The organism is Listeria sp. MAN/IMW/UF555 (genome assembly GCF_058684075.1).
In genome coordinates this window covers 1,345,827-1,360,949 of record NZ_JBZWZS010000001.1, presented here as the reverse complement: position 1 = coordinate 1,360,949, position 15,123 = coordinate 1,345,827, and the positions used below count along the sequence as shown (strand labels likewise).

The window sequence follows — 15,123 nt, the reverse complement described above, 5'->3', positions numbered from 1 at the left end:
TTTTCATATTTGCGGTTTACTATGGAAGTATATAAATGCGAAATTTGCAGAGAGGAAGGAAGACATGGACGAGAAAGAAAAAAATTTAAATGAAAACAGCGAGAACGAGAGCACGCCAAAAAGAGAGGTCGAGGAGACTTTACATACAAAAGATAGCTCGCAACCAGTCCAAGAAACTCCTATAGTAGAAGGCGTGACACCAGAAGGAGAGAAATTTGCCGGGGCAACAGAAGAAGCTGCTGAGGCAAGCTCTACCAATGCATTTTTTGAGGAAGCAAGTAGTAAAGAACCTGAACCAGCCAGACCAGCTCCAGGGCCAAGACGTCCTAGTGGTGCAGGTGGTGGCACGATTCCACCGAATAGAGTGAATAACGGTGGCGGTGGCAGCGGGAATCAGCCTCCGAAACGCAACAAACACTTACTTGGATACTTTTTAACTGCACTTATTGGCGTTATTATTGGTGGACTTATTATATTCTTCGTAGCATGGGATAACGGCGATAACGCAGATACAACTTCTAACTCAAATAATAAACCGACTAAAGTAGAAAAAGTTTCTGTAAATACTACCTCTGATGTAACTAAAGCGGTTGATAAAGTACAAGATGCCGTAGTTAGTGTACTGAATTACCAGTCATCTTCATCTTTAGACGGAACAACAAGTTCTGAAAAAGAAGCTTCATCAGGATCAGGTGTTATTTATAAAAAAGCAAATGGAAAAGCATATATCGTGACGAATAATCACGTGGTAGCTGATGCGAATAAATTAGAAGTAACATTTACAAACGGTAAAAAATCAGAAGCAAAATTACTAGGAACAGACGAATGGAACGATTTAGCTGTCCTTGAAATTGATGATAAAAATGTTAGCACAGTTGCTGCGTTTGGCGATTCTGATTCATTAAAACTTGGTGAACCAGCGATTGCGATTGGTAGCCCACTTGGAACTGAATTCTCCGGTTCTGTAACACAAGGTATTATTTCCGGTTTAAACCGTGCTGTACCAGTTGATACAAACGGCGACGGAACAGAAGACTGGGAAGCAGATGTTATCCAAACAGATGCAGCAATTAACCCAGGTAACAGTGGTGGAGCTTTAATCAATATTGAAGGACAAGTAATCGGTATTAACTCGATGAAAATTTCAATGGAAAATGTAGAAGGTATTAGCTTTGCGATTCCAAGTAACACTGTAGAGCCAATCATCGAACAACTTGAAACTAAAGGCGAAGTAGAGCGTCCTTCTCTAGGCGTTTCCTTACGCGATGTTGATACAATTCCAGAAACACAACAAAAAAATATCTTGAAATTACCAGATAGCGTAGATTATGGTGCAATGGTACAACAAGTAGTATCTGGCTCAGCAGCAGACAAAGCAGGACTTAAACAATATGATGTTATTGTTGAACTAAACGGTGAAAAAGTAACTAACTCCATGACACTTCGCAAAATATTATATGGCAACGATGTGAAAATTGGCGATAAAGTCAAAGTGAAATACTACCGTGATGGTAAAGAGCAATCAACAGACATTAAATTAGAAGCAGCAAAAACAACGACATGATAACAAAAACCATCCTCTTAAAAAAGAGGGTGGTTTTTTTCTGTGGAAAACTTGTGGATAGTGATTTTTTTCAGATATAGATATGGTAGAGAACAAGAATTCGGCTACTAAATATAGGCAGTTATTGTGGATATGTGGATAACTTCTGTGGATAACCTGTGTGTAAGCAGTGAATATCTTGTGGAAAAGAACAATTTTGATAATTAAATCAATAAACTCAGATTTATTTTTGAAAAAAACACATTTTTTGCGAAAATATAGGTCAAAAAGCAAAAATGTGGATAGAAAGCCATTTATCCACAATTGAAAGATAAATAAGGCGAAAATGTGAAAGCGAAAACAACTTTATTAAATATATAAATCAATGAGAGTGATTGTGGCACAGTTGGTTAGCTTGTTTTCAAAATGTACTTTCGATACAAAATAACAAGTATTTTTGCTTGTGGATAAGCTGTGGATAGTGAAAATGGGGTATCATATATATTGTATGGAATATACGTTCGGACACAAAATAGAGAATCGGCTTGTGGATATGTGGATAGTTTTTGTGGATAAGTTGTGTATAAGGGCGGGATAACCTGTGGAGTAAGTTTTTTGTAGTAATTTCTTTTTTTCATTTTGGCTAGTGTTGCGGGTGTTCTTTGAGGTATGATAAAAGTATTAATAAAGATGAGGGTGACGTAAATGAATATCCAAATTGTGACGGTCGGGAAATTAAAAGAAAAATATCTAGTCCAGGGGATTGCCGAATATTTAAAGCGGCTGAGCGCATATGCTAAAGTGTCTATTGTCGAAGTTCCAGATGAAAAGGCTCCAGAAGTGTTGAGTGACGCGGAAATGAAACAAGTGAAAGATAAAGAAGGCGTGCGAATTTTAGCGAAAATTCCAGATGATGCCCACGTGATAGCGCTGGCAATTGATGGGAAAATGAAGTCGAGTGAAGAATTTGCAGCTGATTTGGATAAACTGGCGACTTATGGTAAGAGTAAGGTGGCGTTTGTGATTGGTGGATCGCTGGGGCTTAGTGAGGCTGTTTTGAAGCGGAGTAATGAGCAAATTTCGTTTGGGAGGTTAACGCTGCCGCACCAGATGATGAGGTTGGTGCTTGTGGAGCAGGTTTACCGGGCGTTTCGGATTGTTCGCGGGGAGCCTTATCATAAATAGCTAGCTGCTTGAAAGGGTTGTAATCAACAACTTAACTTTTGAAAGCTGGTTTACTTTTTTCGATAAGCCATTTTTCACCATTTGAAATTGTATGATCTGCATGATAAATTAATGTTTTTCGAAGTGCTACATAATCTGTGGGTAATGTTTCGTAGTTTAGAAAATGATAGTTTAGTGCGATGCTTTCAGGAATAATTCCAACGCCAAGTTCATTATTGCAGATTTCGACAAGTGTTTCGGGAATATTGATCTCTGATATGGAAACATTGGGGATATTAAAATCGTTAATGAGAGAAGCCAAGGCGCGGTATGAATAACATTGTTTGCTGAAGACGTATAATCGTTCTTCAGCTAATATTTTTTGGACTGATTTTCCAGCTGTGTTGCCTGCGAAAACTAGTTTATCCCATGAGAGCGTTTGTGAGATGATTCGGCTATCTTGAAATAAATTTTCTTTTTCGAGTTCAGCGACATAAGCGATGGTTAGTTCTCTATTAGCTATTTTTGGTATTAATTCACTTGTACTTCCGCTAACAATAGATAATTTTTTATTTGGAAACTGTTGATAGAACTCTTTAATGATCGTGTTAAATTCCATGGGCAAAGAAGATTGCGTAATACCGATTGAGATCGTTTCTTCTTCGTTATTGATAATATCAATCGTTTCCTCCCATAATAAGATCATTTTTTTGAATTGCTGATAGATTTTTTCGCCCTCTTTAGTCAATTCCACACCATTCGAGTGCCGGAAGAAAAGCTGAGTTTGGAACTGTTTTTCGATATTTTTTATTTTATTGGACATATTAGACTGTAAATGATGCAGTTCATTCGCTGCTGCAGAAATACTCTTTAGTTCAGCTACTTTATTAAATGCTTTCATGTTTTCAATATCCATAATTTTCTCCTTTTGGTATCAAAAATAATGATACCGGCATATGATTTACGCATTTCAAATGATGGCGCAGATAGATTATACTTTATTTACAGTACAAATTCAAATTGGGGGTTATGTTATGAATGCAACAATTCAACAATTAGTTAAACATGTTTCAGTAAGAGAATTTAAAAATGAAAGATTATCTGATGAAACCAAACAACATTTATTAACGGCTGCGAGAAGTGCCTCTAGTTCGCATTTTGTGCAATCTTTTTCTATTTTAGAAATCACAGATGAAAAACTAAGAAAGGAACTAGCTGAAATTACGAATAGTGCTTCTTATGTAAATCAAACGGGGACCTTTTATGTGTTTGTAGGTGATTTATATCGACAATCAAAACTTTTACTGGAGAATAATCGAACTTTGGATGGGTTGAGAAATATGGAATCATTACTCGTATCGGTGATAGATGCAACGATTGCAGCTCAAAATATGGTTATAGCTGCTGAGTCTCTTGATTTAGGAATTTGCTATATCGGTGGAATAAGAAATGATATTGAAAAAGTAGCTGAATTGCTAAATTTACCGCCATTTACGATACCTGTTTTCGGATTAACTGTAGGCGTTCCAGAATATAAAAATCAAGTAAAACCACGGCTATTAGTAGAAAATCAAGTAGGTGAAAATCAGTACCCTCATGAACAATTTACAGATTTAAAAGCGTATGAGGAATTGACCAAAGAATATTATGCTTTACGTGAAAAAAATCAGCACCAAACTTCATGGGGAGACAAGAATGTAGAGTTTTTTGAAGAAATACGAAGACCAGAAATAGCGGGTTTTTTGAAAAAACAAGGATTTACATTGGATTAATTGGTTTTCGTTGTAAGGTGTATAAAAAATAATAGGATTAAATTTATGAAAAGCTGGAAGAGTATTTTTTCCGGCTTTTTATTTGATTTGGGCTTTTATTTAGTCATAGAAAGCTTAAACTAGATTAGATTGGGATAGATTTGTATAATTAATAGGGAATTTAAATTGCACTATTTTATCCTAAATAAATTTCATAAAAGGAGGATTCAAATGAAATTTCTAAAAAAATACGGGTTTTACTTTTTGTTACTCGGCGTTTTGAGTGATTTTCTAACGCCTTACATACTTGGAATCTTTTACCCAGAATTAAACCAAATGACGCGGGTTATGAGTGTGTTTGGGGATGTGGCTAGTCCGGTGCGGGGAGCGTTTTTGGTTTGGTCGGTTGTGTCTGGGGTGTTCTTTGTGCTCGCTTTGCCGGCGATTTATCAGAGCGTTGTTAAAACTTCGCGGACTTTGGCGATTTTGCTTGCTTCAGCGATTGGTTTGTATGGGATTGGCGATTGTATTTTTACGGGATTGTTTAGTATTGATACGGAGCAGGCGAGTTGGACGTTTTCGACTTGGGTTCATAATATTGGCTCGGGGCTTGGTTATGCGGGATTTTTGATTTTTCCGTTGTTTTTGGTCATTCTTTACCGGAAAACTGGCGATAAAACCCGCAGCAATGTCTATCTAGTATTACTCATTGTCAGTCTGCTGTCGGCCGGTGTTTATGGGCTTGCGCGGATTCCTGCTGTTAATCACTTACCGGTTTTAGACAAAATTGGATTTTGTCAGCGGATTAGTTTCTTTTTTAATTATTTGCCGATTGTTGTTTTTGGAATTGATCGGATTAGAAAACCCTAGATTGTTTAAGAATCTAGGGTTTTTTGTTCGCAAAGTTCGATAAATTGCTGGAAATCTTCTTGTTTGGCTAATTTTTTTACAAAGCTGCGTTCGTTTAAAATGGTTACGAGTTGGCCGAATAATTCTTCAAAAGAGTTGTCGCGTTCTTCTTTCATGGTGAGTAGGAGGACGAGTTTGACGCGATTTCCGCCCCAGTCAATCGGTTTATCAAGTGCGCATACTGCGACGGCATTTTTCTTCGCGCTTCGCTGGATGGCGTGCGGAATTGCGTAGTAGTTTCCGTAGCATGTGCTAGATAATTGTTCTCGTTCGAACACTTTTGAAACATAGTCGGAGTCGCAGTAGTCGAATGCAGTTAACTGTTCGCAAAGAAACGTAATTACTTCTTCTTTTGATTTGAAGTTTTGTTTTGGGAAGAAAAGCTCTTTTTTGAAAAATTTTCTGGAAATCGAATCGGTTTTTGGCTTAGTTTCTAAAATATGCTTGATTTTCTGCAAATCTGCTTCTGTTAAAAGTAAATCGTAATGATAGACTGGGATGTCGGTTGTTAAGTTTAATGGTTCGGCGGTAATAATTAAATGGATTTCTTTATCTAAGGTGAACTGCTTTATATCAAAAATAGATTGAGATACGAGTAAGTCAATCGAAAAATCAGCAATTTTCTTAAGTTGATTATGAATTAAACGTTGGCTGCCCGCGCCGTACGGGGAAACCAATAAGATTTTTCTTTTTTTACCGTGATTAATCGTTTCCGAAGCGGATAAAAAATGTAGCGCGATATAGGCGATTTCGTCATCTGGGAAAGTAATCGCTAACTCTTTTTGGATGAAGGCTGAAGCATAGACGCTGACGTTATAAATAAATGGAAACTTGTTTTTTAATTCTTCGGTAAGTGGGTTGGTTAAATATTGCTTATGGTTGGCTCTTTTGTATAGTGCTGAGATATGGGCCACTAAATAGGTGGCTATTTTTTCATCAGCGGAAAAATCAATATGAAAATTTTGGTCAACTGCTTCAAGGAGCCGAGTGACAACGCTGCCAAAAACTTGCGCGTCAATGGTTGAAGTGGTAACTAATTTTCCGGAATAAAGCCGGGCAATATAACTTAATTCTTGCGTTGGAATATTGATTTGCAGCTCATTTTCTAACGTTTCGGCTAGTTGCTCTGCCATTTCAAGACTAGTTTTATCTTGTTCTGTTAAAGCCGTTCTTTGAATATAACTACCCATACTAATTCGCTCAATTAAAACAGCAATATGCAAGATGAACGAAATCGTTGAAAAGTCATTCATAAAAAACTCGTTCTTTTTATGATATGCGATAATGAGCTCGGAAAGTTGTTTTAGATTGCAGTAATCGAAGTAATCCGCGTATTTATCAAGGCTTAATTGATGGTTTTCGATTTCTTGATTGAGGAATAGATTGAAGATGCGGCGCTTTTCTTCTTCGCCGCCCTCGGTCAGTAGTTCGTTGTTTTTTCGAATAATACAAAGCGACTCATCTTTTTCAGCGATAACGGTGTTGAGCTCTTTAATAATACGAGCTAACGTCGATTCGCTAATGAAAAATTGATCTGCTAAATCATAGAAATTGGTATGATCTTGTTCGATTATATGGCGTAATAATTCAAAATGTAAGTTTTCGTTATTTTTGGATAGATTCATTTGTGAAAGTTGCTCATTTGGTGTTAAAAAATAGCCTTTTCCAGCTTTTGATGCAATGATTGTGGAACTAAATGACTGGTTAATTTGAATAATGTCATTTCGCACAGTTTTGGAAGAAACGCCTAACATTTCTGAAAGTGCTTTTGCTGTTACTGTCTTTTGGCTGTCGTTAAGCTTTTCTAACAATGAACGTTGCCTTTCTGAAATAGTCATTATATCCCCCCTAATTCTCCCTTAACCTATTGTTATTATACAACACCAAATAGAGAAAGAGACGAGTTTTTTTTGTCCCAATCTCTATTTAAGTGGCTATTAATTAGCAGCGATGTTTTCTTCTTCGGCTTCTTTTTCTAAAGCAACGAGATTTTTCTCATATACTTTTAGGAATGGGTAGTACATTAGACCGTTTAAGAAAATCAGGATGAATACGAGAACGATGGCTCGCCAGTCCATGGTGGATAGAAATGCTCCAATTGGTGCGGGCATTTGCCAGGAGAAGACGGCGAACGTTTTTCCGACAATCCCGAAATACATACAAAGATAAGTGATAACCCCGTTGAATACCGATGTGAAAATGAACGGGAAGAAGAAAATTGGATTCAGCATTAGTGGTGTTCCGAAAATCAGTGGCTCAGAAATTCCGAATATGGAAGGTAAGAAGCCGACTTTCCCGACGGTGCTTAGTTGTTTGGACTTGGATCGCATCATTAAAAAGGCAAGTGCGAGAACAGAACCAGAACCACCTATGATAACGAAATACGTCCAGAACGGTGTCGTGAAAATATTCGTCAAATCTTGGCCAGCCATTTTTTCAGCGGCGTTGATAGAAAGGTTTCCGTCACGAATCGGGCCTAGAATTCCGGCAAGTGCGGCATCGTGTACACCGAAGAACCAGAATAGGTGAACTAGGAAAATACTTAGAATCGTGAATGGTAGGCTATCGGCCGCTTTGAAACTCGGCGCTATTTTTTCATATAAGAATTGGATGGCAGTTGTGTCTAGCAGGTTGAAAATGATAAAGATAATCGAGAAAAAGGTCATTAAAATAATACCAGGAACTAGGGCTGCAAATGTCTCGGATAGTGAGGCTGGGACGCTATCGGGCATGGTTATTCGACCGACGTTTTTCTTGCGCATCCAGTGATAACCTTCTACGGTAACGATGGCGACGAAAATTGAAAGTAATATTCCGCGTCCATCAAGGAAACTGATGTCGACCTCTTTGCCGTCCCAACCCATTTTGATTGGATTAAGTACGAGCATAAAGAAACCGGCGATAGAAAACATAAGTGGGCGTAAGAAATCTTCGTGGTAGTGTTTGCATAAATAATACGTGATACCGACGCAAATATATAACGACATGGCGCCAAGTGTGATTCCGCTAATCCAGTTTAGGATTAAATCATATTTTTCAGCAAATTTAGCCCAGGCAAGCAGGAAGCCGTTTTTCGTATCATCTGTGACTGGAGCCGCTTTCAAAATAATCGGAATCGAACCAAACAATGTAATTGGCAGCATGGACATAAAGGCATCTCTGGTTGCTTTCAAATGGCGTTGCTGGCTAAGTTTGTTAGCCAGCGGGGAAATATATTGATCCATTTTTTCGCTAATGGTATTAAATCGCATGTTTTTATCCTCCTATTAATTTCTGGATGTCTTCGTAAACCCCTTTGCCATCCATGATGCCGTATTTTACTGGTGAAATGGCATGGACTGGGACGCTGACGGCCTGTTTAATTTGTGGCATAAGGAAACGGATTTGTGGGCCGATAAGAACGAGGTCGACACCGTCCAAATAATCGGTATACTCGGATTCGCTATAAGCAGTGACGTTTAATGTATTGCCAGAAGCGGCTTCGATTTTTTTCGCAAGCATTCCTGTAGACATACCAGCATTACAAACTAACATGATATTTTTCATTTTCCTGCTCCTTTTTTTAAAATTCTCTTCGTTTGATGAGTTTTCCCTGACTTTCAATCATTTCTTTGAACCAGTAGTAGGAAGCTTTTGGTTTTCTGATTTGATTGTTTTCGAAATCAACGGCAACAAGTCCGTAACGCTTTTCGACACCATTTTTCCAAGAGTAAAGGTCGAACGGGGACCAAGCGTAGTAGCCGCGAACATCACAACCAGCATCGATTGCGTTGAAAATGGCGTTAATATGGTCATTCATAAAGGCGATTCGGTAAGCATCATCTACTTGTGGTACAGAAACGTCTTCGCGAACACCAATGCCGTTTTCTGTCACATAAAGTGGTAATTGATAGCGTTCGTATGCCTCGATTAAGCCATCTTGTAAGCCTTTTGGATAAATTTCTGTGTCCCATTCGGTTGTTTCGTTGGCGGGATCTTTCACTTGTTCGAACCAGTTTTTGATGAGAACTTTACTTTCGCCTTTTTTACCACTGTGGTTGAATTGTAGCTGGGTTTCGCCGCCAGTGTATGGTTTAACGAGCGTGCGCGAATAGTAATTTAAGCCGATGAAGTCGACAGTGTTTTGTTTAATTGTTTGTAGTTCGTCTGTTTTCATAAAACTGATGTCGTGCGATTTGGCTAGTTCGGCAATGAGGTCGACTGGGAATTCGCCAAGTGCGGCTGTGTCGAGAATCCAGTTATTGCAATAGTTATCAGCGTAGCGCATTGCAATTTTCGTTTCGATACTTTCATCGACCCCGTTCACCGGCGTGTAGCTGTGAACAATGCCAATTTGCCCAGGATAGCCACCTTCTTTAAAAGCCTTCACACCTAAAGCACTCGCGTACATCACATTATAAGCCGCAATCATTGTTTTTTGCGTATTTTGATAGCCGGGCGGATAGTTGCCGATTTTATATCCGTTAGCAACAAACCATTTTGGCTCGTTAAAAGTGGTCCAATTCGTGATTTTATCGCCAAAATGGTCATAACAAACTTTGGCATAATGCTCGAATGCAGCACAAACGTCGTGATCCAACCAGCCACCAGTTTCTTCCCAATATTGTGGCAAATCCCAATGATAAAGTGTCACAAACGGCTCAATATCATATTTTTTACACGTATCTAGCAAGTTTTGATAAAATTCGATCCCTTTTAAGTTGATGTCACCTTGCCTATTTTTAATAATTCGCGGCCAAGATAAGGAAAAACGATAGGAATTTTGCCCGCCTTCTTTCATCATCCGAATGTCTTCCTCGTAGCGGTGGTAGTGATCGCTCGCCACATCGCCATTCTCAAGATCTGCTTCGTGCAAGTAGTAGTCCCACATCGATTCCACCTTGCCATCCACATTCCAAGCACCTTCACATTGATAAGAGGCCGTGGCACCTCCCCATAAAAAGTTATTATTCATTAGATAAACTCCATTTCCATTGATAAATTTCTCCCAGTTCCCGAATCATTTCCACGGCAATATCCGTAGAAGACAAGTGACCTTCCGCATGAACCAGCAGTAAATCCACCTCTCTCATTCGGTTCTCTGAAGATAGTTTTCGTAAAAGTTCCGCGTGCGCTCGGTGCGCCAGTTTAATCTCATCTTTCGCTTCAGTAATTTTCTGCGTGAAAGCTTTGATGTTTTGCAGTTTTACTTCTTTCAGTGCCTCAAAAGCACAACTTTTCGCATTCCCGGCGTGTAAGATGATTGCCATGGAATCCAGTTCTGTTGTTAGTTCGTTGCTATCTGTCACGTAAAGACCTCCTTTTGATTTGTCTTTACTATAGCTGGAAAAATGGGGGAGGTGAAATTATTATTTGCCACTTTGGAAGTGGAAATTGGTTTTGGGTTGGAATTTAGGGGTTACTAGGATATGATGATAGTTAGAGAGAAAATATTACATAGGAGATGAATAAATGATGAAAAAAACAGTACACGGATGGGAAATAATATCTAATTTAGATGTACGAGTATACCAAGATGAAGCTGGCGGGGTTGCGATTTTAGTAGATAGAGATAATTTTGGTGATCAAGTGCCAGTGCTATTGAATTTTGATGGTGATGGAGTGGATATAAAAGCTCTTTCGCATTTAACAAAAAGTGTTCGAGTTTCGCTGGATAAGAAGGTGCTGATTGAATGGCATGATGAGTATTTTGAAGAGAAAACACAAGCAATGGAGTACATCGAGGTGGAACGGGATTAACCGTTAATTATATACAAAAAAAGGAGAGCAACGAGATGAGCAAAAAGTTAGTAAGTATTATATTTTTAGGGATTTGTCTTTTGTTAGTAGGATGTGGTAAAGAGGTTGTTGATAGCAAATTTACTGGGAAGTGGAAGTTGGAATCGGTTAGTGTAGGTACGAGTGACGGGAAGAATTTAAAAGATACAGGTATGGCAAGTAAGATGAGTGTGGATCTGGACATGGATGCAGATGGTAATGTAACAGAATTGTATATTGATGATGAAGTTGCCATAACAAATTCTTATAAATTAAAACAAAAAGATGGCGATAAATACCAATATGATGGTCCGGTAGTTAGTAAAAAAGTATATGGTTATGAAACAGAAAGTGAAAAAGAGAACGTGCAAAAAGCCCTTAAAATGCTTGAAGCACAGGATGGTATTGAGATAACGAAAAGTGAACAAAAAGGAAATGAATACCGCGTGGATACTAAAGAAAAAAGAGATTATGTACTTTCTATGGAGCTTGAAAGTGAGAATTTAGTTTTGAAAAAAGTGGATGACAAAGAGAACAGTTTGATTAAGGAAACATATAAGAAAAATTAAACTATATTAAGCGGGAATTGGAAGTCCGTTATAACCACCTATTGTTTTAAAAAATATAAAATAAACGCCTCCATTAATTTCATTTTAGATGAGATTAGTGGGGGTGTTTATGATAGAAGTCCTTTTTATATTTTATCTGAGATAGTAAATTTAAAAATATGCTTGTTTACGAAATATATGAAACTGATAAGTAAATAGGTTCCGCCGAAAATAAGAAGAAAGATAGAACTATTTAAATTATGACTACTAAAATAACCAAATAATAATGCTCCTATAGGTAATGTGGCTACACTTAGGCTATAAAGAGCGCTGAAAACTTTGCCCAAATGTTCTTTTTGAATTAATACTTGGAAAAAAGGTTTTTGGACAACATGGGTGACTCCTAAAAAAGTACTTGCAATCCCCCAGATAAAAATAATAAGGGAGGAATTTACAAAATAAGAGCTTATTAGCATTGTTAGTCCGAACATGAGCGTGCATAAAGTTAGTACTTTTCCAATTTTCATGAATTTTAGTAATAATGTTGCTAGGAGAGTTGAGCCAATCAATGTTCCAATGGCCATAGTTGATGTCAATAGTCCAAGCACAATGGCACTTCCTTGCTCTTTTGCAATTAATACTTGGTAGACATTCAATCCGCCGAACATAAAATTTGCCATGCCTCCGCCGATAGCGATAAATAAAATGGTTTTATTTTGAAATAGTTCAATGAAGCCTTTAAATACATTGTTTAAGAAAGGTTCAGGTTCTTTATTATTTGCTTCTGTAGGTTCTTTTATTTTTGAAAAAGAAAATATTGCGAACAAGAAGGTAAATATATTAGCAACTAAAAGGGTAATTGTTGAAAAAATATTGATTAAGAATCCTGTTAAGGCGTTGAATAAATATTCGGTACCATTATAAGCAACAGACATATATGATTGAGCACTTGCTAGCTGTTCTTTTTTTATGATAAAAGGAGTCATTGCGTCTTGTATAGTATATGTATTCATACCAAAAAGGGAAGCTAAAAATGCTAAAATACATAATAACAGAGGACTTTGAAAATCCAACAAAATACTGATAACCATAATTAAAATCGCAAATAATTGCCCGAATTCGCATAAAAGCAAGGATCTTTTTTTGGAATGTGTATCTATCCAGTGACCAAATAAAAAGGAAAAAATGTTAGGTATAAAAATAGCAAAATTAACTATCCCTACCCAAAAAGAATTATTAGTGAGTGTTAAAATGTACCAAGATAATACAATGTAATACATGCTATCCCCGGCATTACTGATTAAACGACCTAACCATAAATATCTAAAATTTTTGTTTTTTAACATGTGTTCAGTCCTTTTGTGTTTTATAATATGTTGTACTTCTAATTTAGCGGTTATAATTAGAATTGTCAAAATTTTTATTATAATAGTGTTGGAGGAGATTGATAGGAGAAGTTGCGGGAGTAGATTTGTTGAGTCTATAATAAATTAAAAGCTGAAGATTATAAGATATATTGGGTATATAATTGTTATACAATCAATCAAGTATATCGTAAAAGGAGTGAACCAAAATGACAAACACACTAAAAACTAGCTACCAAAAAACACCTTATAAACTAGGCGGGAACGGTCCGCGCAATGTTGGTGTTCTTACAGAAGCACTTCAAAATATTGATGATAACTCAGAAAGCGATATTTACGGAAATGGTGCAGTTATTGCAAACTTTGAAACAAAAATCGCGAAAATTCTCGGGAAACAATCTGCGGTATTTTTTCCAAGTGGGACGATGGCTCAGCAAATTGCATTAAGAATTTGGGCTGACCGGAAAGAGAATCGGCGAGTGGCATATCATCCGCTCTCTCATTTGGAGATTCACGAGCAAGATGGGCTAAAAGAATTGCAACAAATCACGCCAATATTACTTGGAACAGCGAATCGACTTTTGACAATTGACGATATTAAAAGTCTTCGCGAGCCAGTTTCTAGTGTGCTTATCGAACTTCCTCAACGAGAAATTGGTGGGCAACTGCCTTCTTTTGAAGAGCTTGAGGAGATTTCGGAGTATTGCCGTGAACAAGGTATTTCGTTACATCTGGACGGGGCGCGGTTATGGGAAATTACGCCGTTTTATCAGAAGTCTGCGGAAGAAATTTGCGCGCTGTTTGATAGTGTGTATGTGTCGTTTTACAAAGGGATTGGCGGGATTGCTGGGGCGATTCTGGCTGGGAATGCTGATTTTGTGCAAGAGGCGAAAATCTGGAAACGGCGGTATGGCGGGGATTTGATTAGTCTGTATCCGTATATTTTGTCCGCGGATTATTATTTTGAAAAACGAATTGGGAAAATGGCGGAATATTTTGAGGCGGCGAAAGGATTGGCTGAGCGATTTAATTCGTGTCCAGGCGTGAAGACTGTGCCGGAAGTGCCGGTTTCTAATATGTTTCATGTTTATTTTGAGAAGTCGACTGATGAGGTTGGGGCGATTTTGACGAAGATTCAGGATGAAACTGGCGTTGGGATTTCGGGGTATTTGCAGGAGAAATCAGCGGATGTTTGTGCGTTTGAGGTTTCGGTTGGGGATGCGTTTGCGGAGATACCGGAGGAGATTTTGGATTCTGTGTTTAAACAATTAGAGGTGGATTTACCATGCCAAAACTAATCATCGACGCAGACGATTTCGGTCTATCCAAAGCCATCAACCACGGCATTATCGAAAGCTACAAAACCGGCATCACAACATCCACCTTACTCATGCCGAACCTAGAAACTGCTGAGCACGCAATTACTCTCGCAAAAGACCACCCAGACCTATTCATCGGGCAACACACAAACTTCCTACTCGGGAAACCATGCGCGGACCCAGCGGAAATCCCGTCACTTGTTGACGAAAACGGGGAATTCCATCGTTCTAAATACTACCGTGCCAACCCAGAACTGAAATTCCAATACGAAGATGTACGAACGGAAACGATTGCTCAAATGGAACGGTTCAAAGCGCTAACTGGTCACTACCCAGAACACATTGACTGCCACTCAATTGGTGATGAAACGGTTGACCAAGCTTTCTTTGATATTGCGCGTGAGTTCGGGATTCACACCACTTTAAAATACAGTGGCGATAAAAAATGGCCAGATCAGGAAGGTTATTTGCCGATTACTAAACTGTTGGAGTCGGGCGCACTCCCCTACACAAATGGTGGTGTCTCGGTTGAGAACTTCCTTAACGATGATTTCGGATTATTAAAATTGGCACCAAACGAAATCGCTGAGATGCATTTTGATGTCGGTTTTTTGGATCAATTTGTGCTGGATAATTCTTCTTATACGTTGATGCGGTGCCGTGAGCTTGCGACGATTTGTGATGTGCGGGTGCGGGATTGGCTTCTTGAAAATGGGTTTGAGCTTATTACATTTGGGGATTTACAGCGGTAAAACTCTATGCTATGAT

At 38.3% G+C, this 15,123-nt stretch carries 15 protein-coding genes; 8 read left to right on the top strand and 7 right to left on the bottom strand.

Features of this window, described 5'->3' with window-relative positions; translation table 11 throughout:
* Positions 1-64: 64 nt before the first annotated feature.
* Both htrA and rlmH read left to right on the top strand, forming a co-directional pair.
* Complete coding sequence (gene htrA / locus AC4PG8_RS06800) at positions 65-1,564, top strand: serine protease HtrA (RefSeq protein WP_153648444.1); 1,500 nt, start codon at positions 65-67, stop codon at positions 1,562-1,564.
* A 684-nt stretch (positions 1,565-2,248) separates the two neighbouring features.
* Positions 2,249-2,728 carry a 23S rRNA (pseudouridine(1915)-N(3))-methyltransferase RlmH gene (gene rlmH, locus AC4PG8_RS06795; protein WP_492170189.1) on the top strand — a complete coding sequence of 160 codons (480 nt, stop codon included), beginning with the start codon at positions 2,249-2,251 and terminating at the stop codon, positions 2,726-2,728.
* A 31-nt stretch (positions 2,729-2,759) separates the two neighbouring features.
* Here the strand turns inward: rlmH and AC4PG8_RS06790 are convergent, their stop codons facing one another.
* The gene (locus AC4PG8_RS06790; protein WP_160464330.1) at positions 2,760-3,623 is read right to left on the bottom strand and encodes a LysR family transcriptional regulator; all 864 of its coding nucleotides are present in this window, start codon (positions 3,621-3,623) and stop codon (positions 2,760-2,762) included.
* 118 nt (positions 3,624-3,741) lie between these two features.
* Here AC4PG8_RS06790 and AC4PG8_RS06785 point away from each other — a divergent pair, with 118 nt between their 5' ends.
* Both AC4PG8_RS06785 and AC4PG8_RS06780 read left to right on the top strand, forming a co-directional pair.
* Complete coding sequence (locus AC4PG8_RS06785) at positions 3,742-4,479, top strand: NADPH-dependent oxidoreductase (protein ID WP_160464329.1); 738 nt, start codon at positions 3,742-3,744, stop codon at positions 4,477-4,479.
* 210 nt (positions 4,480-4,689) lie between these two features.
* Entirely contained in the window at positions 4,690-5,328 is a 639-nt protein-coding gene (locus AC4PG8_RS06780; RefSeq protein WP_160464328.1) for a DUF998 domain-containing protein, read from the top strand.
* Between the two features lie 5 nt (positions 5,329-5,333).
* Here the strand turns inward: AC4PG8_RS06780 and AC4PG8_RS06775 are convergent, their stop codons facing one another.
* The 5 genes from AC4PG8_RS06775 to AC4PG8_RS06755 form a co-directional block, all read right to left on the bottom strand.
* Positions 5,334-7,205 carry a BglG family transcription antiterminator gene (locus AC4PG8_RS06775; protein ID WP_492170188.1) on the bottom strand — a complete coding sequence of 624 codons (1,872 nt, stop codon included), beginning with the start codon at positions 7,203-7,205 and terminating at the stop codon, positions 5,334-5,336.
* A 99-nt stretch (positions 7,206-7,304) separates the two neighbouring features.
* Positions 7,305-8,618, bottom strand: a complete 1,314-nt coding sequence (locus AC4PG8_RS06770; protein ID WP_492170187.1) for a PTS sugar transporter subunit IIC — start codon at positions 8,616-8,618, stop codon at positions 7,305-7,307.
* Positions 8,619-8,622: 4 nt separating this feature from the next.
* Complete coding sequence (locus tag AC4PG8_RS06765; RefSeq protein ID WP_003722919.1) at positions 8,623-8,913, bottom strand: PTS sugar transporter subunit IIB; 291 nt, start codon at positions 8,911-8,913, stop codon at positions 8,623-8,625.
* Positions 8,914-8,929: 16 nt separating this feature from the next.
* Positions 8,930-10,321 (bottom strand): glycoside hydrolase family 1 protein, encoded by a 1,392-nt coding sequence (locus AC4PG8_RS06760; protein ID WP_185540525.1) that lies wholly within the window; start codon positions 10,319-10,321, stop codon positions 8,930-8,932.
* Positions 10,314-10,655: a PTS sugar transporter subunit IIA gene (locus AC4PG8_RS06755; RefSeq protein ID WP_061677123.1), complete on the bottom strand. Its 342-nt coding sequence runs from the start codon at positions 10,653-10,655 to the stop codon at positions 10,314-10,316. The genes AC4PG8_RS06760 and AC4PG8_RS06755 overlap by 8 nt, the downstream gene beginning before the upstream one ends.
* 166 nt (positions 10,656-10,821) lie before the next feature.
* Between AC4PG8_RS06755 and AC4PG8_RS06750 the strand changes: the two genes are divergently transcribed.
* Positions 10,822-11,106: a hypothetical protein gene (locus AC4PG8_RS06750; protein ID WP_185540618.1), complete on the top strand. Its 285-nt coding sequence runs from the start codon at positions 10,822-10,824 to the stop codon at positions 11,104-11,106.
* Positions 11,107-11,141: 35 nt separating this feature from the next.
* On the top strand, positions 11,142-11,693 hold the full coding sequence (locus AC4PG8_RS06745; RefSeq protein WP_160464325.1) for a hypothetical protein: 552 nt from the start codon (positions 11,142-11,144) through the stop codon (positions 11,691-11,693).
* Between the two features lie 125 nt (positions 11,694-11,818).
* Here the strand turns inward: AC4PG8_RS06745 and AC4PG8_RS06740 are convergent, their stop codons facing one another.
* Positions 11,819-13,018 carry an MFS transporter gene (locus AC4PG8_RS06740; RefSeq protein WP_160464324.1) on the bottom strand — a complete coding sequence of 400 codons (1,200 nt, stop codon included), beginning with the start codon at positions 13,016-13,018 and terminating at the stop codon, positions 11,819-11,821.
* A gap of 227 nt (positions 13,019-13,245) precedes the next feature.
* Between AC4PG8_RS06740 and AC4PG8_RS06735 the strand changes: the two genes are divergently transcribed.
* Positions 13,246-14,334 carry a threonine aldolase family protein gene (locus AC4PG8_RS06735; protein ID WP_185540523.1) on the top strand — a complete coding sequence of 363 codons (1,089 nt, stop codon included), beginning with the start codon at positions 13,246-13,248 and terminating at the stop codon, positions 14,332-14,334.
* Positions 14,322-15,107 (top strand): ChbG/HpnK family deacetylase, encoded by a 786-nt coding sequence (locus tag AC4PG8_RS06730; RefSeq protein WP_185540520.1) that lies wholly within the window; start codon positions 14,322-14,324, stop codon positions 15,105-15,107. The genes AC4PG8_RS06735 and AC4PG8_RS06730 overlap by 13 nt, the downstream gene beginning before the upstream one ends.
* The last annotated feature ends 16 nt before the right edge of the window (positions 15,108-15,123 follow it).